Source organism: Corynebacterium sp. HMSC08A12, from assembly GCF_001807485.1.
Lineage (GTDB): Bacteria > Actinomycetota > Actinomycetes > Mycobacteriales > Mycobacteriaceae > Corynebacterium > Corynebacterium evansiae.
In genome coordinates this window covers 113,201-131,582 of record NZ_KV789165.1, presented here as the reverse complement: position 1 = coordinate 131,582, position 18,382 = coordinate 113,201, and the positions used below count along the sequence as shown (strand labels likewise).

The following is an 18,382-nucleotide window of genomic DNA, read 5'->3' as shown; positions in this document are numbered from 1 at the left end:
CTAGGTTTTACCCATTAGATTAGGATAGTGTTACCTTAATTAGGTAAGGCTCGACTTAGCTGAAAGTATCATGAGTCAGCCTAAGAGACGAAAGCATCTTGTGTTTAGTTTCGTCCCCCACCCCCACCTCTCACCCCCGAGAAAGGACGCGAAGAATGACCGCATACACCCCGGCCCCTCTGGCCAACCTCTACCCTGAAGTAGACCCCCACCAGGCAATTCCGCTTTCCGCGACCGAACGCTTTGCCCTAACCGTATCGATCGGCGTGATGGCATACGGCGCAGTAGTCGGCGACTTCATTATCGCCGGAGTCGGGCTGGCACTAGTCGCCATCGCATGCGTCGTATGTTCTCAGAAAACGCAGCGCCGGATCCGCTCCCAAGCCCGCAGCCGCTTCCCCAGCGAGGACTGGGTCGAATACAGAACCGCAAACAGGTTGAATCTGAACCTCTTCCTCCCCCTGTGTATCGGCTCCATCGGCGCCCTGATTGTGGCCGGTTTTTGGTACATCCCGCCGGAGCACGCAACACTGGGCGGCATCATCATCGCCATCGTTTCTGCCGCCACCATTTGGTTCTTGCCAGGCCTGAACCCCATGTGGTCGAACGACGAAGAATATTTCGTACCCGAAGAAATGTATGACGACGAGGTCGAGCTTCCGGGATCAGAGTTACAACCCGACGAGTACGTCTATGGAACTACCCCTTCAGCGACCACTTCGCGCCATCGGCTGTATCCGTAACCTCAATGCCAGCCTCGGCCAGGCGGTCGCGCACCTCGTCGGCGGTGGCCCAGTCCTTGGCTGCGCGGGCCTCAGCACGGCGCTCCAGCTCGGCCTTCACCAGCACGTCCAGGGCGCCCATCGCCACGTCGGAACCACCGGCAGCAGCCTTGGTAGATTCCAGCCAGGTCTCGCTCAGCGGATCCACGCCCAGCACGGCAGCCATCGCACGAACCTGTCCGGCGATCTCCTTAACCTGCTGCTTTGCCTCGTCCGTGGGCTTTGCGTCCAGTAGCTTGTTACCCTCACGAACCACGTCGTGGATCACGGCCAGCGACTGCGGCACGGCCAGGTCGTCATCCATCTTCTCCGCGAACTGCGCCGGCACCTCGCCGACCGGCAGCGCCTGCGGGTCCACAGCGGTCTCACCGGTGACGTACTCTATAGCGCGCACCAGGAACTTCTCGATGCGGCGGTAACCCGCAGCGGCCTCACCTAGCGCAGCCTCGGAGTACTCCAGCATCGAGCGGTAGTGCGCGCTGCCCAGGTAGTAGCGCAGCTCAACCGAACGCACCAGCTTCAGCACATTCGGGATAGAAAGCACGTTGCCCAGGGACTTCGACATCTTCTCGCCGGACATCGTCACCCAGCCGTTGTGCATCCAGTAGCGCGCGAACCCATCGCCCGCTGCGGTCGCCTGCGCGGCCTCGTTCTCGTGGTGCGGGAACTGCAGATCCAGGCCACCGCAGTGGATGTCGAACTCACTTCCCAGGTAGGTCGTCGCCATCGCGGAGCACTCGATGTGCCAGCCCGGGCGACCACGACCCCACGGGGTATCCCAGGCTGGCTCGCCCGGCTTGGCTGCCTTCCACATGGTGAAGTCGCGTGGGTCGCGCTTGCCGGTACCCGCCGACTCACCCTGATCCATCTCGTCCAGCTTCTGGCCGGACAGGAAGCCGTAGTTATCGATCGTCGCGGGTTGCGCGTACACGTTGCCGTCTGCGGCGTAGCCGTGGCCGTTGTCGATGATGCGCTGCATGTACTCGATCATCTGCGGTACGTGCCCTGTGGCGCGGGGCTCGATGGAAGGTGGGGTGACGCCCAACTGGTCATAAGCCCAGTTAAACGCACGCTCGTGCGTAGCGGCCCACTCCCACCACGGGCGGTCGTTCTCCGCGGCCTTGGTCAGGATCTTGTCGTCAATATCGGTGACGTTCCTTACGAAAGCGACGTCCAACCCTTTGGCCTCTAGCCAGTTCCGCAGAATGTCAAAGGCAACTCCGCTGCGCACATGTCCAATGTGCGGGATCGACTGCACGGTCGCTCCACACAAGTAGATCGAGGCATGGCCTTCACGGATAGGCTCAAAGTCGCGGAGCTGGCGGGCGGCAGTGTCGTAAATTCGCAAAGTCACACCACACAGTATAGGCATGCGCATCCGGCCTCTTTCCTCTGTGCGTCAGTATCGTGGAGTACATGAGCACTCAGAACACCCCGCGATTCGCCACCATCCGCCTCAATGACCGGGGTGCATGGCTCCCAATTGCAGTCACCTCCTTCTCCGCCGAGGGCGGTGAGGGCAAGCTCCTCGCCGAATTCCCTTACAAGGCGCAGGTCACCAGCACGGAACTGGATTCCCTCCCCACCGTTTCTTTCACCGCCGACCAGCTGGGGCCGGTCGTGCCGAACCCCAGAAAAATTTTCTGTGTAGGCCTCAACTACCGGGAACACATCGCGGAGATGGGGCACCCGATTCCGGATCACCCCACCCTGTTCGTGAAGTACGCCTCCGCCCTGGCGGGCCCGTTCGACGAGGTCGTTGTTCCCCCGGAGCTCTCCGCGCAAGCGGACTACGAGGGCGAGCTCGCCGTCATTATGGGCGAAGCCGGCCAGATCGCGGGCTACGCCGTGATGAATGATTTCTCCCAGCGCGATTGGCAGTACCGCACCCAGCAGTGGCTGCAGGGCAAGAACCTGGATCGCTCCAGCGGATTCGGCCCGTGGATGGTGCCGGCCAAACACTTCGACCCGGTTGCGGAAGGGGCCGTCTTGCGCACCTGGGTCAACGGTGAACTCCGCCAGGAGCACAGCGTTGCCGACCTGGTGTTTAAGCCACAGGATTTAGTGGATTACATCAGCAACTTCGCCTCGTTGGCGCCTGGTGACGTCATCGTGACGGGCACACCAGAGGGCGTCGGCCACGGCATGACCCCACCGCAGTACCTAGCCGATGGCGACGAGGTGCGCATCGCGATCGACGGCATCGGGGAAATCCGCAACCGCATTAACTGCTGAGCTGAACCAAACTAGGCTCGGCCTTCTTGATAGCGCTCCGCACTGCCGCGAAAAGTAACAGGCAGATGGGAAGCGCAATCACAATTACATCGACCCTGGGAGTCCAGAACAATGGCAGGTATCTACTAGGCAATACCGATATGAGCAGGCACTGCGCGGCAGTTAGTAGCAGCAGGCCATAGAAACTCTTGCGCAGGTCCGCTACGAGGCATGCTCCGAAAATCACCGACAATGCAATAAGCGTGTACTGCAACATGCCTGGGTTGCCCAGGAGCGCGACAACGCCGCATTCGCCCAGGCAAAGTCCGAGGAAAAGCCAGTCGCAGGCCGCCCATGTGCGAACAGTTAATTCTTCCAGCTGGGAAAGCCGGTTATCCCAGAACATCACCGCGGAGCTAACGATGGCGATGGAAAACACGAAGTTAAACGGGATAACTCCGGACGAACTCCACGAAGCCCAAGGAATGGGAATAGTGGTCGTGCCGAACAGTACGGCGCCCACGACGCCGAATATCTGAAGCATCACCGCGTAGGTCGCGGAATGTCCACGCCAATAGATCTGTACTCGATGTTGGGCAGACACTATCCCTCCCAGCACTCGGAGTTCGCCCGATCCAGGATGAACTTCACGTCCACTCCCGCATTCGTTCCATGCACCCCGCGCCATTGTCCGGAAGGCGTCAAGGTCGCTCGTTCCAGCTCTTCTTCCGTCAGATCGGGAAGAGACTCCGCTACGGATACGGGTTGCTGCGGGGTCCCCCAACACGATGGTGCCCCCTTAAGTGCAGGTTCATTGCTGAGGAGCTCGACCAGGAGCGCGTGCTTTACTTCCGGTTGTTGACCCGAGCGAGCGAGCCGGATGTCGTCGTCCCGTTGCGGTTCGGCGTCGATCAGCCTATAGGTAGTGACGCCCAAAGATTCCCACACCTTGCGGTTTGCGTCTATCTGCTCAGGTGGGGTTTCGCGCCAGTAACACAATGCTCCCTCGCAGATCATGCGCTCTCGGGGGCGGGGCACCGCGGAACTGTAGTTTCCGTCTTGGGCGATTCCGTAGCCTAAACTACAGCTCACGCCGAATAGACCAATGGCTGCCACGCGAAGTGGCCACGCCGACAACCCCGGAAGCCAGTTTCCATGAAAAGCCGCGATCAACAGCAACGAGCAAACGCATATGGCCCCCAGCACCAGAGCCGAAGCCTTCCACAGAATCGGGTCCACGCTCTGTGATACTTGGCAACAGGAGCTGAACGGCTGCCCGAACATTTGTCGCCACGCCACGTTTGAGAGCGACACCGGGTAAGCGACCAGGATATAAGGAAGAAGCAAGCCGACAGCGATCGCCACAATTGCTGGTAGGTACAGCCCTAAAGTTGCCCCCAAGCTCAGCCATGCCACGCCGTGAAGAGCAATAAAGACCAACCCTGTTGCAAGGAACCGTCCGGACTCTACGTAGCCGATATCCGCCAACTGCACTGCGAGGTACGCCAGCACCACTACCACCGCAAGCAATAGTGGCAGCGCCAAGGATCTGAGCCAGACTTTAAAAACATCCTGCACAGACCCGCGGGACTTAAAAAAGGAACGGAAGCGTGCCATCTCTTTGGCGCCGATAAAGCCAAGGATTGGCCCCAGCGAATAGTAGAGGGCCAAGCTATTGGAGATCGCGTTGTCCTGCGTAGGCACCGGGTTTGCGTTGAGTGTAATGCTCAGCAATCCAAGCACAGAAGCCGCGAGCACCAAAGCAACGTTGAGAGCGTTAATCCTCGCCATGACCACCATCCCTGGAAAATGCCTCCGCAAGGTTTCTCACAGTCTCGGAATAACGATGTGACTTCTCCGACTCTAGTGATTCACGCCCAATTCGTAGAAAATCGCCCATCGGCCCCTGGAATTCAACTCTGCCTTCATGCAACACGAGCACATGCCCGAACGGCTTCTCTACTTCCAAGGGCTGATGGCTAGAAACCCAAAGACCAACGCCCGATTCCGCGATGGATCGATAGAGCCCTTGCAGATCCCGCTTCGCCAGCGGGTCGAGTGCAGCGCTAGGTTCGTCTAGCAGAATGTGCTCCGCGTTAGAGTTCAGGGCTGTAGCGATTTGCACGCGGGCTTGCTGCCCGCCAGACAGCTTGCTGCATTGCTTATGTGCGTGTGCTTTAAGTCCGACGAATTCAATCCAATAGGCTGCGGACCTCTTACTCTCCGCCCAACCGGCACCGTTAAGCCAGGCGACGTAGGAAACATAGTCGACCACACGCGCCCCATTGATGCTTTCGAAATGCTGCGGGACGTACACCGCTCGGCCCAACTTCGGCACAGCGCCCTTGGACGGTTTTAGCTGCCCGGCAAGCAACTTCATAAGCGTGGTCTTACCGGCACCATTGACACCCAGGATCACTGTTGGGCTAGCAGGAACCTCGAGGGAGCGGACCTCGATCCCTTCATCGGAACGCGGGTAGCTAAAGGAAAACGAGTAGCTATTCGACAAGGAAGTTCCAGACCTTTAGTGCACGGAGTTTCTGTTTGATGGAACAAACCTACGAAGGCATAAAAAGATTGTCAATAACTAATTCTGCGACTGCCACACGACCGCCGTCGCCACAGCCGCCACGCCCTCGCCGCGGCCGGTGAAACCCATGTGATCGGTCGTGGTTGCAGAGACGGAGACCGGCGCGCCGATCAGCTCCCCCATCACCTTCTCGGCCTCTTCGCGCCGGGTGCCCATCTTCGGGCGGTTCCCCACCATCTGCACCGCCGCGTTGCCGATCACGAAACCCTTGGATTCCAACAGCTCGCGGCACTCGCGCAGGAGGCGCTCGCCGGAAACGTTGTCGTATTCCTTGCGCCCCACTCCGACGAAACTACCCAGATCCCCCAGCCCTGCGGCGGAGAGCAACGCATCCACTACCGCGTGCGCCACCACGTCGCCATCGGAGTGTCCTTCGCAGCCATCCTGCCCTTCCCACAGCAGGCAGGCCATCCAGCAGTCTTTACCGGGCTGCACCTGGTGAGCATCCGTCGCAATGCCGACGCGGGGAATGATGTGTGGGGTATTCAATTGCGGTCTGCCTCTCGCCTCTGGTTGCGTTCTACTTGTCTTCCGCGGACTGTCTAGCCTTCGCTGCCATTCAGAATCATCTGCGCGACACGGTAGTCCTGGGGCGTGGTGATCTTCATAGCCAACGGGTCGGCATCCACCGCCACCACCGGGAAACCTGCCATCTCCATCAGCGAGGCATCGTCTGTTACCAGCGGCAGCGGTGAGGCACCCACCCGATCCACCGCGTGCGCGGAGCTGATTTCCGTGGTGCGCAGGTACTGCTCGTTGGCCTCGATCAGCTTCTCCAGGTCGAATACCTGTGGCGTAGCCGCCGCCCGCAGGCTGGCACGGTCGGGGGTTTGCTCCACGACCGTCTGCCCTGCGCGCGGGCCGGAGGTGGGGGCGTCAATAACTTTAATAGTGTCTACCACCGGCAACACCGGGATCGCCCCGTACCAGGAACCATCCGCGACACCACGGCGCGCGCGGTCGACAACCTCGGCGATCATGGCGGGTGGGGTGAGGCAGCGGGCGGCATCGTGGACGGCGACGAAGTGCCCCTCGGGCGCCTCGCCCGCAGCGCTTAACCGCCGTTGGATTACAACGAGACCCGCGTAAACAGAATCGAAACGCTCTCCACCACCGAGCTCCACGCTGACGGTCATGGGCGCCCATTCCGCAACGTTGATTGGATCACTGACGATGCGCTCGGCGTGGTCGCGCATGTTCTCGCTGACCAGCACAATCGCTTCTTCGATACTTTGGGACGCCGCCAGGCCATCCAGCGACCGTTCCAGCAACGACCGACCGTTGAGCTCGACGAAAGCCTTCGGGGTATCGAAACCCAGGCGGGTACCGCTACCGGCAGCGGCGACGAGTGCGTAGACGTTCGCTGTCACTGCGCCTGCCCGGTTTAGTCTTCGCCGTCCAGCTCGTCGTCCAGATCGATGGAGCCACCGGACTTGGAATCCTCGTCCACGCCTGCGGCGCGGGCTGCAGCGGCGGCCTCGCGGTGGCGCTTAATGGCGGCCTGCATCTCGGCCAGCAGTGCGTCGGTCTTCTTGTCATCAACACCCTCGGCCAGTGCGAGTTCGCCCACGAGGATCTGGCGAGCCTTGGCCAGCATGCGCTTCTCACCGGCAGACAGGCCGCGGTCCTGGTCGCGGCGCCACAGGTCGCGCACAACCTCGGCAACCTTGTTCACGTCGCCACTGGTCAGGCGCTCCTGGTTCGCCTTGTAGCGGCGGGACCAGTTGCCAGCCTCTTCGACGTCGGTCTCGCGCAGCACGGAGAAGACCTTGCGCAGGCCTTCCTCGCCCACCACGTCACGCACGCCAACCTTCTCGGCATTCGCAGCCGGGACACGAACGGAAAGATCGCCCTGGTTGATGCGCAGCACCAGGTAGTCGACGGTTTCCCCCTTGAACTCCCGCTGCTCGATGCCCTCGATGACGGCGGCGCCGTGGTGCGGGTAAACGACCGTATCTCCGACTGCGAACTCCATAAGTGTTCCTCTAACGTCCTTCCGAAAGGCTGTGACAGGCTGTGCCGGGCACTGACAGGCACGGCGTAAATACCCGAGTAAATACCCGATAGATTCTACCGTAATCGACCGCGCTACCCGCATTTGGGGCATAAAATCCCCAGCAAGTACGCACTAGGGGGCACTAATTAACCTTAAAGGCCTCCTTGGCTAGGTGTACCGGCCCCCTACAGGCTAGGCTGGGTGCAGACGTTTTTATTCAACTGCTTTTAAGACATGCCTCAGATGGAGGAACGCATCGTGAAGACCCTCAAGGCCCAGCCGCTGAAGACGACCTTTGCCCGTGGTGCGCTGGCGCTGGTCGCAGCAGGTTCCGCACTCGCGCTGTCCGCGTGTGGTGCAGGTCAGATTTCCCAGACTTCCAGCCAGGTTGCCGCAGTCAACGGTGCTAGCGGCACCGCTGAGCACGCTGACGTGCAGGACGTGACCGTCGTTGTCGGCCCGGATAACGCTCTGGCCCTGAAGTTCACTATCACCAACGAGGACACCCACGGTAAGCCCGTCAAGGTTGAGTCCGTGAAGGTGGAGGGCAAGGAGATCTCCGGCCTGGACGAGACCGAGATTCCGGCTGGCGGCTCCCTGGTTGCTGATGGCAAGTTCGCTATGGAAGACATTGAGGCCAAGGAGCAGAAGCAGCTGCAGTACGCCACCACCTCCATCAAGGGACTGGATGACGTTTACGTCGGCGGCCACAAGAAGGTCACCTTCAAGCTGGATGTCGGCGAGGTTGAGCTGAGCGCTCCGGTTTCCGCTTATGTTCCGGAAGCAGGCCAGCTGCACCGTGACGAGGACGGCAGCCTGACCGACAAGTAGCCCCAAGAGCAAGCTTTCAGCGAAGGCTTCCTCAAAATCGAACAAACGCCGCCGCCGGACATTGGTTGTCCGGGGCGGCGTTTATTGTTGTGAGCATGTCAAGTAAGTCGAGCAAAGCAAGCCGGGTTTTCGTCTGTACCTCCTGCGACCACCAGCTGTCGAAGTGGATGGGCCGCTGCCCGCAGTGTGGGGAATGGGGATCGCTGGAGGAGCGGGACACGCGCTCCTTAGGCTTGGGCGCAATGGGGCTCGCCGGAGTTGCGGGTGCTGGCGCTAGTGCGGGGCGCCGCGGCGGGGGACGCGGGTCCGGCGGCCTAGTTCCAGGGGCCAGCGCCCAACCGGTCACCCAAGTGGATCCGACCATCGCCAAGCACCGCCCCACGGGCATCGGGGAACTAGACCGCGTTCTAGGCGGCGGCATTGTCCCAGGCAGCGCTGTGCTACTGGCGGGCGAACCGGGCGTGGGTAAGTCCACCTTACTGCTAGAGGTCGCCGCTGCGTGGGCCAAGAAGGGGCATACGGTGCTGATCCTCACCGCGGAGGAGTCCGTGGGGCAGGTGCGCCACCGGGCGGAACGCACCGGTGCACTGCACGACAAGCTCTATTTGGCCAGCGAGAACGACCTGGAGAATGGCCTGGCGCAGGTCGATGCACTAAACCCAGAGCTGATCATCGTGGATTCCCTCCAGACCATGCAGGCCACTGGGGTGGAAGGCGTTGCTGGTGGCGTGGCCCAAACCCGCGCGGTCACCAGCACGCTGACGACCCTGGCGAAGATGTCGGGCACGCCCGTCATCGCGGTGGGGCACGTGACGAAGGAGGGCACGGTCGCCGGCCCCCGCACCATCGAGCACCTGGTGGATGTTGTGCTGAACTTCGAGGGCGACAAACACTCCTCCATGCGCTTCCTGCGCGGCATCAAGAATCGCTTCGGTGCCACGGACGAGGTCGGCTGCTTCGAGCAGACCGCCCACGGCATCCAGGAGGTTGCGGACCCCAGCGGGTTGTTCCTGCATCACCGCACCGAATCCGTGACCGGCACCGCAGTAACCGTCGTGATGGACGGGCGCCGCGCCATGGTCGGCGAGCTGCAAACTTTGGCGCTTAACAGCGAGTTTAAGAATCCGAAGCGCTACATGACGGGCATGGATGCCTCGCGAGTGTCGATGGTGCTGGCCGTGCTCTCCGAACGCTGCGGGTTGCCGCTGGCGGACAAGGAGGTTTACGCCGCCACGGTCGGCGGGATGAAGATTCTGGAACCCTCCGCGGACCTCGCCACCGGGCTTGCGCTGGCCTCCACCGCAAAACGTACCCCGCTCCCCCTTGGGCTGGTTGCCCTCGGCGAGGTGGGCTTAGGCGGGGAGGTGCGCCGTATTCCGCAGCTCACTCAAAGGCTGGCAGAGGCCCACCGGCTGGGATTCCACACCGCGCTGGTGCCAAAGAACTGCCACTACGAGGCGCCGAAGGGCATGAAGGTAAAGGAGGTCTCCACGCTCTGCCAGGCGGTCAACTACTGCCTATCTACTGACTAGGCCACCGGCTGGGCCATTACTGGCTACTGCAAGTTAAACGAGGCCGGCTGGGAAGTATTGTCGCCCACGTGGGCGTACAGCAGGTAGCTTCCCGGATCGACCGGCTTGCGGTCCTCGCACTTGCCCGGAGCGGAGGTGGTACGGGACCAGGCGGCCATCTCGTAGTTCGCAGACTCGCCGGCCTTGATCTTCGTATCGCCTACGACCTCCGGCTCGTTGCAGTCGATGTCTCCCCACACGCGCTCATAGTTGCCCATGGTGAAGACCTCGAACTTCAGCGGGGAATCATCGAAGTTGATGTCGCAATCCGCGTTCGTCGGGTTCTCGATCTTCACGAAGAAGTTCGGCTGCTGCTCCGCGTTAAACGTCGGAGCACCCGGCCGAGCGGTGACGCGCAGGTCGGCAAGCGAGCAAGAATCCTTCTTCTCGTCCTTGTTCTCGTCGCTCTCGTCGTCCTTGTCTTTATCTTTGTCCTTTTCGGACGCCTTCTCGTCCTCCGAGTCGCTCGGTTCCGTACCCTTCGGCGGCTCCGGCGAGCTAGTCATATCCTGCTGCTCGGAGGTAGTGATGGCAGTCTCGGTGGACGCCGTGTTCTCGGAGTCCCCTCCCCCACTGACCAGGCTGATCAAAGCCCAGATCACACCGATAACAACGACCAAGATCACCACCGCAGCAATACGGCGGCGGATATACACTTCGCGTGGCAACGGGCGCCTGTTGTCTTCATCAGTCACGCAACTAATGCTAAAGGCTGCCCGCTAAAAGACGGCGCATAGACACGGAATGAACGCCGCAAAACTCCTAGTGAACGCGCTGCGCACCCTCAATATCCAGGCCATAGCTGACCAGCGGCTCGGCCAGACCATCGGACAGGCGGTAGCGCAGCCCCACAACGGCACAACGGTTGTCGGCCAGACGCGCCTGAATCTCCGGCGAACGATCCACGATGTGGTCGGCGATCTCCGCCACGTGGTTGCGTTCGAAGGCGTCACTACTTTCCATGCCGCGCTTCTTCGCGGACAGCAACGAGGGCGTGACCTTCTCCACGAGCACGCGCTGGAAGCCCGCAGGCATGTCGCCGCCGTTCAACGCCTGGGAGGCCGCGGCAACCGCGCCGCACTTCTCGTGCCCCAGCACCACAACCAGCGGCACTTCCAGGGAATCCACCGCAAATTCCAGGGAGGCCAGAACGGACAGGTCGGTGATCTCTCCGGCAGTGCGGATCACGAAGACATCGCCTAGCCCCTGGTCGAAGAGGATCTCCACCGGGGCGCGGGAATCGGAACACGCCAACACCACGGCCTGGGGCTTCTGCCCCTCCTGCAGGGAAATTCGGCGGCTCAAGTCCTGGTGTGGGTGGTCGGAATCGCCGCGCATGAAACGTTCGTTGCCTTCGCGCAGGCTATCCCAAGCCTGCTGCGGGGTCTTATGTTGGCTGGAAGTCATGGTTCCATTGTGCACCGCGCTACAGTGATTCGTGCAATGAACTCCCCTTCCGCCGCCTCCCCCAACCTGCCCACCGGCTCGCATAGCAGCCTGCCTGCCAAGTTGAATTATTGGTACGCGCGCAACGCCCGCGACCTGCCGTGGCGCCATCCGGACACCACCCCGTGGGCGATTCTGCTGAGCGAAGTCATGAGCCAGCAGACGCCCGTCGCCCGCGTGATTCCCCTCTGGCAAGCTTGGCTGGAACGCTGGCCCACCCCGGCGGATCTGGCCGAGGCGCCGCGGTTCGAAATCCTGAAGATGTGGGCCAACCTGGGCTATCCCCGGCGCGCGCTGCGCCTAAAGGAGTGCGCGCTCGCCTGCGTGGAACGCCACGGCGGCGAGGTTCCCAGCGACATCGCCGAGCTCGAGGCCCTGCCGGGTATCGGCCACTACACCGCCCGCGCCGTCGCGGCCTTCGCCTTCGGCCAGGCCGTGCCGGTTGTGGATACGAATGTGCGCCGCGTCTACCGCCGCCTCGTCGACGGACGCTACCTGCAGGGCCCCGCCCGCGCGCGCGACTTGGCGGATGTGGCCTCGTTGCTGCCCCACGTCGATCCAGACCCTCGTTTAGTTGGACGCCAACTGCCTCCACCGCCCCAACCCCAGCCCACTGACACGGGCACCCGCTCAGGCGCGGGAACTGGCACAGCCAACTGCTCCGGCGTGGGCAGAAACGCTGGTGCGGGCACAGATACCGCCAGCGGCGCGCGCAGAGACGCCGCGAATCTGATGTGCGCCGCACTCATGGAACTCGGCGCTTTGATCTGCACTGCGAAAAGCCCAGCGTGCGACCAGTGCCCCGTAATCGACGACTGTGCGTGGGTGCAGTCGGGCAAGCCGCAGCCGACGGAGGCGGAGGCGCAAGCCGCGGCCCGGCGCGTGCAGAAGTTCGTGGGGACCGATCGCCAGGTCCGCGGAAAGATTATGGGGCTACTGCGGGAAGCGGGGGAAGGTGGCGTCACAAAGAAAGAGATAGACCTACTGTGGCCCGCAACCGAGCAGCTCGAGCGAGCCCTGCAATCGCTGCTCGACGACGGGCTGGTAGCTCGCGACGGCGCAACGTACCAGCTACCGCACTGAGAAAGCTCCGTAGAATCCCCGCAGAATCTCCGCCCGAAATAGGGGCAAAACGCAAATAGTTTTGACCGGCTTAGGCTCTACGGGGATACGTGCATTAGAGTGATAAACGTTACCCAGATCACAATAGGAAAATTTTATGTCGACTCCACCCTCCTCGACTGCCAAGCAGCCAAACACAACTACCACCGTGGCGGCCGTTGGCCTCATGTTGTTTTCCATGTTCTTCGGCGCCGGCAACCTCATCTTCCCGCCCATGCTCGGCGTGGAATCCGGCGAGAACTTCACCCCTGCCATGATCGGCTTCTTGCTGACCGGAGTACTCATGCCGGTGCTGACGGTCATCGCCATCGCAATTTCCGGCAACGGTGTGCGCGACCTGGCCTCTCGCGCCGGCGCACTGTTCGGGCTCATCTTCGCGATCGTTGCCTACCTTTCCATCGGTGCGCTCTACGCCGTACCGCGCGCCGCAGCGATCGGCTACGAGCTGGGCATCGAATCCACCTTCGATCTCTCCGGTGGCTGGTGGCGCCTGGCGGGCACGTTCGCCTTCTTCCTGATCTGCTTCCTGCTGACGCTCTGGCCTGGCAAGGTCGTAGATACCCTAGGCAAGGCCCTAACCCCAGTACTGCTGATCCTGCTGGCCGTGCTGGCTATCGTCGGTCTGCAGAAGCTGAACTCCCCGAGCATTCCCGCCACTGAGGAGTACACCTCCAACCCGCTGGTCAGCGGCATCTCCCAGGGCTATTTCACAATGGACTCCATCGGTGCGCTAGCCTTCGCGCTTATCGTCGTGAGCGCTTTTAGCCAGAAGGGCGAGACCGACCACAAGCGCATCGTCAAGCTCTCCGGCATTGCGGCCTTCACCGCCGGTTTCTTCCTCATGCTGGTCTACCTGGGCCTCGGCCTGGTCGGCGCCCGCATGCCAGAGAAGGAAAGCTACAGCGACGGCGCAGCTATCCTGAGCTCCGCTGCGCATCTGACCATGGGCAACACAGGCGAGATCGTGTTCTCATTGATCGTTCTGCTGGCCTGCATTACCACCGTCGTTGGCCTGACCGCAGCATCGTCCACGTTCTTCCACGAGCTAGTTCCGGCCATCAGCTACCGCTGGTGGGCGACCATCTTGACGCTCGTTGGCCTCGCTATCGCCAACCTGGGTCTGGAAAAGATCCTGAACGTCTCCGGCCCGGTGATCGGCCTGATTTACCCGCCGGCGATCGTGCTTATCGCGCTTTCCTATGTGCACCTGCTGTGCCGCCAGCACAAGCTGGTGTTTTCCTACCGCATCGGCGTGGCCGTGGCCTTCCTGTTCTCCTTCATCGACTTCCTGGCCGCCCTGAACGTGCCGGTCGACGATCTGCAGAGCGCCTTGAGCTGGATCCCGCTGATGGATGCAGGCATGGGCTGGCTGCTGCCCACCATCTTCCTCACCGCCATTGGCTTGGTCATCGACCTGACCCGCAAGGTGCCAAATGACGAGGACAAGGACGTGGACCTGGAGGCGCTGGATCCGTTCACGGCGAATGTGGACACCGAAGGCACAGAAGACAGCGCCGAAGTAGCCGCAGACAGCGCAACCGATACCCCCACTTCACGGGGCTAATTAGCAATACCTAATACTTCGGACAGAGAAAACGCTTAGGATTCCCCTATGACGTTTTCTCGTAGAAGTTCCAACCGTTCCCGTCCCCTCCGCTCCCGTACCCTAACCGCTACCTTCGCAGTTGTGCTGCCCGCCGCCATCGCCGCTTCCGGAATGGCCCCGGCCACCGCAGCACCCGGCGGACTATATGGTTCCGTCGAGGGATCCGCCTCCAAGGCCGCCGCCACTGGCAGCGGCAAGTCCGTAGTGGGTTCTCTGCCCAACTACGACCCGGATGGCTTCTACTCCTCTCTGCCTTTGCAGGTGAAGGGCAAGCCAGGGGAAATCATCAAGACTGCCCCCAGCAACTTTGCCCTCGGAATCCCCTTCGTCGACTGGACGAACAGCGAGGCCCAGCGCGTAGCCTACGTTTCCACCAATTCTCGCGGCGAGACCGTACCCGTCACCGGCACCGTGCTGGTGCCCCGCGCTCCCTACACCGGTGGCGGGGAGCGCCCACTGCTGGTCGTAGCTCCAGGCACTCAGGGCAGCGGAGATGCGTGTGCCCCAGGCAAGCTGCTGCCGATGGGCTTGGAGTATGAGGCCGCGCCCGTCGCCGCCGCCCTCTCCCGTGGCTGGGCTGTGGCGCTGACCGACCTGAACGGCCTGGGCACCCCGGCGCAGCATACGTACATGAACCGTGTGGATCAGGGCAACGCCACCCTGGACATGGCTCGCGCGGCGAAGAACATGCCTCGAGTGCCGAAGGCCGCACCGGTCGCGGTGTGGGGTTACTCGCAGGGCGGCGGTTCCTCCGCCGCAGCCCTGGAGCTGGCTCACACTTACGCCCCGGAGATCAACCTGAAGGCGGGCTACGCAGGCGGAGTTCCGGCGGATTTGGCTATGACTGCCACCGCCATCGACAACGGCCCCCTAGCAGCCGCCCTGGGCTACACACTGAATGGTTTCCTCGTCTCCAACCCGGAGATCCGCGGCGCCGTGGAGGAAAAGATGAACGACAAGGGCAAGGAGTTCGTCCGCCAGACCGCCAGCGAATGCGTCCCCGAATCCCTCGCGCGCCACGCTTATACGGATACGCGCACGCTGACAAAGAACGGCGAGTCACTCACGGAGCTGCTGCAGCAGGAGCCATTCAAGAAGCTTGTTGACGCCCAACGCATCGGCAGCCGCCCACCCCAGGTCCCTGTGTACGTCGGCCATGGCACGAACGATGACACGATCCCGGTTGAGCAGAGCCGCCGTATGGCCCGCCAGTGGGCGGAGGGTGGCACGAAGGTGAACTACGCGGAGCACAATATCCCGCGCACGTTCCCGCTTGGCGATCACATGCTGCCGATGTTCTCGCACCTGCTGCCTGCCCTGGACTGGGTGGATAACGTAATCCACGATCGCCCAGTGCAGTTCAACAAGGCTTAATTAGCCTTTCTGATTCCAGTCGTCGCTGGAATCTGCGGCGTCAAAACCCTTATCCTCCGGCACGTTGCCCTCGGCGGCGACGGACACCGCCTCCTGGGCCTCGTCGGCGGCGAAGTCCTCCTCACCGACCTCCGGCAGGGGCTTGGGCTTGGTGCCGAAGACGAACTTCGCATCGTCGCCCTTGGATTCGCCGTCCCAGTTTTCGACGTCGACGGTGACGATCTCGCCGGCGCCGATCTCGCCGAATAGGATCTTCTCGGACAGGTGATCCTCGATCTCGCGCTGGATCGTGCGGCGCAGCGGGCGGGCGCCCAGTACCGGGTCGAAGCCACGCTTGGCCAGCAGGGACTTCGCCTGCTCGGTGAGCTCCAGGTCCATGTCCTTCGCCTGCAGCGCGGTGCGCACGCGGCCCAGCAGCAGGTCCACCATCTGCACGATCTGCTCGCGGGTCAGCTGGTGGAAGACCACGATGTCGTCGATACGGTTCAGGAACTCCGGGCGGAAGTGCTTCTTCAGCTCGTCGTCGACCTTCTGCTTCATCCGCTCGTACTGGGTCTCCTCGTCGGCTTCGCCGGAAGCGCTGAAGCCCATGCCCACAGCCTTGGAGATGTCCCTGGTACCCAGGTTCGAGGTGAAGATCAGGACGGTGTTCTTGAAGTCCACCATGCGGCCCTGGCCGTCGGTCAGGCGACCGTCTTCCAGCACCTGCAGCAGGGTGTTGTAGATCTCCGTGTGGGCCTTCTCGATCTCGTCGAACAACACCACGGAGAACGGCTTGCGGCGGACCTTCTCGGTCAGCTGGCCGCCCTCGTCGTAGCCGACATATCCCGGAGGCGCACCGAACAGGCGGGATGCCGTGAACTTGTCGTGGAACTCGCCCATGTCGATCTGGATCAGCGCGTCATCGTCGCCGAACAGGAACTCGGCCAGAGCCTTCGACAGCTCGGTCTTACCCACACCGGACGGGCCGGCAAAGATGAACGAGCCGGACGGGCGCTTCGGGTCCTTCAGACCGGCGCGGGTGCGGCGGATGGCGCGGGAGACCGCCTTGACGGCATCGTCCTGGCCGATGATGCGCTTGTGCAGCTCGTCTTCCATGTGCAGCAGGCGGGTGGACTCTTCCTCGGTGAGCTTGAACACGGGGATGCCGGTCCAGGTGCCCATGACCTCGGCGATCTGCTCCTCGCCCACCTCGGCGACCTCGTCCAGCTCGCCGGCGCGCCAGGCCTTTTCCTTCTCCGCGCGCTCTTCACCCAGCTTGCGCTCGTCGTCGCGCAGGGCTGCTGCCTTCTCGAAGTCCTGGTCGTCGATGGCAGCTTCCTTCTTACGGCGCACCTCGGCGATCTTGTCGTCGATGTCCTGGATGGCCTTCGGGGCGGTCATGCGCTTGATGCGCATGCGGGCTCCGGCCTCGTCGATCAGGTCCACGGCCTTATCCGGCAGGAAGCGGTCGTTGATGTAGCGATCCGCCAGCTGGGCGGCGGCCTTCAGCGCACCGTCGGTGATGGATACGCGGTGGTGTGCCTCGTAGCGGTCGCGCAGACCCTTCAGGATCTCCACGGTCAGCTCCACGGAGGGCTCCGGGACCTGCACCGGCTGGAAGCGACGCTCCAGCGCGGCATCCTTCTCGATGTGCTTGCGGTACTCGTCCAGGGTGGTGGCACCGATGGTCTGCAGCTCGCCGCGGGCCAGCTTCGGCTTCAGGATGCTGGCAGCGTCGATCGCGCCCTCGGCGGCACCTGCGCCGACCAGGGTGTGGATCTCGTCGATGAACAGGATGATGTCTCCGCGCTGGTTGATCTCCTTCAGCACCTTCTTCAGGCGCTCCTCGAAGTCACCACGGTAGCGGGAGCCCGCCACGAGGGAGCCCAGGTCCAGGGAGTACAGCTGCTTATCCTTCAACGTCTCCGGCACCTTGCCGTTGACGATGTCCAGCGCCAGGCCCTCGACCACGGCGGTCTTACCCACGCCGGGCTCGCCGATCAGCACTGGATTGTTCTTGGTACGGCGGGAAAGCACCTGCATAACGCGCTCGATCTCATTCTCGCGGCCCACGACCGGGTCCAGCTTGCCATCCTTGGCTGCCTGAGTGAGGTTGCGGCCGAACTGGTCCAAAACCAGGGAGTTGGACTTCTGGCCCGGGCGGCTCGGCGCGCCCTCCGGGCTGCTGCCCACGCCGGCGGTAGCGGGCTCGCCGCCACCGCTTTCTTCCTCGTTCCCCTCGTAGCCGCTGAGCAGCTGGATTACCTGCTGGCGCACGCGGGACAGGTCTGCACCGAGCTTGACCAGCACCTGTGCCGCCACGCCTTCACCCTCGCGGATGAGGCCCAGCAGGATGTGCTCGGTGCCGATGTACTTGTGGCCCAATTGCAGCGCTTCGCGCAGCGCGAGCTCCAGTACCTTCTTGGCGCGCGGGGTGAACGGGATGTAGCCGCTCGGCGGGTGGCCACCGGTGCCGATGATGTCCTTGACCTCGGTGCGTACGGCGTCCAGGGAGATGCCCATGGATTCCAGGGCCTTCGCTGCGACACCTTCGCCTTCTTGGATCAGGCCGAGCAGGATGTGCTCGGTGCCGATGTAGTTGTGATTCAGCGCGCGTGCTTCCTCCTGCGCCAACACAACGACGCGGCGCGCGCGATCCGTGAACCTCTCGAACATGGTGTGCTCCCTTTTTCAAAAGATGTAGCTTGCGTATTCGCCAATGTTGCCCACCTTAGCCGTGAGCGTGGACAACTCATATCGCCTTTCACACAACACTGTGTTGTTGTTGCATTATTCCGACGCCACCTCGGCCTCAACCACCCACATACCAGCAGGTCAACAGGCATTCTGAGCTTAAGTTTCTAAGCT

17 protein-coding genes are annotated in these 18,382 nt (G+C 62.3%); 7 read left to right on the top strand and 10 right to left on the bottom strand.

Annotated features, from left to right (window positions below):
- Window positions 1–155: 155 nt before the first annotated feature.
- Window positions 156–743: a hypothetical protein gene (locus tag HMPREF3166_RS00945; RefSeq protein WP_011273026.1), complete on the top strand. Its 588-nt coding sequence runs from the start codon at window positions 156–158 to the stop codon at window positions 741–743.
- Here HMPREF3166_RS00945 and cysS read toward each other — a convergent pair.
- Window positions 700–2,136, bottom strand: coding sequence for a cysteine--tRNA ligase (gene cysS / locus HMPREF3166_RS00940; RefSeq protein ID WP_210383901.1), 1,437 nt, complete (start codon window positions 2,134–2,136; stop codon window positions 700–702). The genes HMPREF3166_RS00945 and cysS overlap by 44 nt on opposite strands.
- A 62-nt stretch (window positions 2,137–2,198) precedes the next feature.
- On the opposite strand from cysS, the gene HMPREF3166_RS00935 reads away from it, so the two are divergent.
- Entirely contained in the window at window positions 2,199–3,017 is an 819-nt protein-coding gene (locus HMPREF3166_RS00935) for a fumarylacetoacetate hydrolase family protein (protein WP_070487270.1), read from the top strand.
- On the opposite strand, the gene HMPREF3166_RS00930 is transcribed toward HMPREF3166_RS00935, so the two are convergent.
- The 6 genes from HMPREF3166_RS00930 to HMPREF3166_RS00905 form a co-directional block, all read right to left on the bottom strand.
- Entirely contained in the window at window positions 3,007–3,600 is a 594-nt protein-coding gene (locus tag HMPREF3166_RS00930) for a hypothetical protein (RefSeq protein ID WP_035004669.1), read from the bottom strand. The genes HMPREF3166_RS00935 and HMPREF3166_RS00930 overlap by 11 nt on opposite strands.
- Window positions 3,600–4,787 carry an ABC transporter permease gene (locus HMPREF3166_RS00925; protein ID WP_070487290.1) on the bottom strand — a complete coding sequence of 396 codons (1,188 nt, stop codon included), beginning with the start codon at window positions 4,785–4,787 and terminating at the stop codon, window positions 3,600–3,602. The genes HMPREF3166_RS00930 and HMPREF3166_RS00925 overlap by 1 nt, the downstream gene beginning before the upstream one ends.
- The gene (locus HMPREF3166_RS00920; protein WP_070487268.1) at window positions 4,774–5,505 is read right to left on the bottom strand and encodes an ATP-binding cassette domain-containing protein; all 732 of its coding nucleotides are present in this window, start codon (window positions 5,503–5,505) and stop codon (window positions 4,774–4,776) included. Before HMPREF3166_RS00920 ends, HMPREF3166_RS00925 begins: the two co-directional genes overlap by 14 nt.
- 78 nt (window positions 5,506–5,583) lie before the next feature.
- The gene (gene ispF, locus HMPREF3166_RS00915) at window positions 5,584–6,075 is read right to left on the bottom strand and encodes a 2-C-methyl-D-erythritol 2,4-cyclodiphosphate synthase (RefSeq protein ID WP_070487267.1); all 492 of its coding nucleotides are present in this window, start codon (window positions 6,073–6,075) and stop codon (window positions 5,584–5,586) included.
- Between the two features lie 53 nt (window positions 6,076–6,128).
- On the bottom strand, window positions 6,129–6,956 hold the full coding sequence (locus HMPREF3166_RS00910) for an IspD/TarI family cytidylyltransferase (protein WP_070487266.1): 828 nt from the start codon (window positions 6,954–6,956) through the stop codon (window positions 6,129–6,131).
- 14 nt (window positions 6,957–6,970) lie between these two features.
- Window positions 6,971–7,561: a CarD family transcriptional regulator gene (locus HMPREF3166_RS00905; RefSeq protein ID WP_049049590.1), complete on the bottom strand. Its 591-nt coding sequence runs from the start codon at window positions 7,559–7,561 to the stop codon at window positions 6,971–6,973.
- A gap of 279 nt (window positions 7,562–7,840) precedes the next feature.
- Here HMPREF3166_RS00905 and HMPREF3166_RS00900 point away from each other — a divergent pair, with 279 nt between their 5' ends.
- Both HMPREF3166_RS00900 and radA read left to right on the top strand, forming a co-directional pair.
- A complete protein-coding gene (locus tag HMPREF3166_RS00900) occupies window positions 7,841–8,413 on the top strand; it encodes a hypothetical protein (RefSeq protein WP_237746295.1) in 573 nt (190 codons plus the stop codon).
- Between the two features lie 95 nt (window positions 8,414–8,508).
- On the top strand, window positions 8,509–9,945 hold the full coding sequence (radA, locus tag HMPREF3166_RS00895) for a DNA repair protein RadA (RefSeq protein ID WP_083293774.1): 1,437 nt from the start codon (window positions 8,509–8,511) through the stop codon (window positions 9,943–9,945).
- A 23-nt stretch (window positions 9,946–9,968) separates the two neighbouring features.
- Here radA and HMPREF3166_RS00890 read toward each other — a convergent pair whose 3' ends face one another.
- A complete protein-coding gene (locus HMPREF3166_RS00890; protein WP_053088969.1) occupies window positions 9,969–10,679 on the bottom strand; it encodes a hypothetical protein in 711 nt (236 codons plus the stop codon).
- Between the two features lie 67 nt (window positions 10,680–10,746).
- Entirely contained in the window at window positions 10,747–11,391 is a 645-nt protein-coding gene (locus tag HMPREF3166_RS00885) for a carbonic anhydrase (protein WP_049049596.1), read from the bottom strand.
- A 36-nt stretch (window positions 11,392–11,427) separates the two neighbouring features.
- Between HMPREF3166_RS00885 and HMPREF3166_RS00880 the strand changes: the two genes are divergently transcribed.
- The 3 genes from HMPREF3166_RS00880 to HMPREF3166_RS00870 all read left to right on the top strand — a co-directional run bounded on the left by HMPREF3166_RS00880 (window position 11,428) and on the right by HMPREF3166_RS00870 (window position 15,532).
- Window positions 11,428–12,513, top strand: coding sequence for an HhH-GPD family protein (locus HMPREF3166_RS00880; protein ID WP_070487265.1), 1,086 nt, complete (start codon window positions 11,428–11,430; stop codon window positions 12,511–12,513).
- Window positions 12,514–12,649: 136 nt separating this feature from the next.
- The gene (brnQ, locus tag HMPREF3166_RS00875; RefSeq protein WP_035004687.1) at window positions 12,650–14,116 is read left to right on the top strand and encodes a branched-chain amino acid transport system II carrier protein; all 1,467 of its coding nucleotides are present in this window, start codon (window positions 12,650–12,652) and stop codon (window positions 14,114–14,116) included.
- Between the two features lie 48 nt (window positions 14,117–14,164).
- Window positions 14,165–15,532 (top strand): lipase family protein, encoded by a 1,368-nt coding sequence (locus HMPREF3166_RS00870; protein ID WP_070487264.1) that lies wholly within the window; start codon window positions 14,165–14,167, stop codon window positions 15,530–15,532.
- Here HMPREF3166_RS00870 and HMPREF3166_RS00865 read toward each other — a convergent pair whose 3' ends face one another.
- Window positions 15,533–18,190, bottom strand: a complete 2,658-nt coding sequence (locus tag HMPREF3166_RS00865; RefSeq protein ID WP_035004691.1) for an ATP-dependent Clp protease ATP-binding subunit — start codon at window positions 18,188–18,190, stop codon at window positions 15,533–15,535.
- Window positions 18,191–18,382 lie beyond the last annotated feature (192 nt).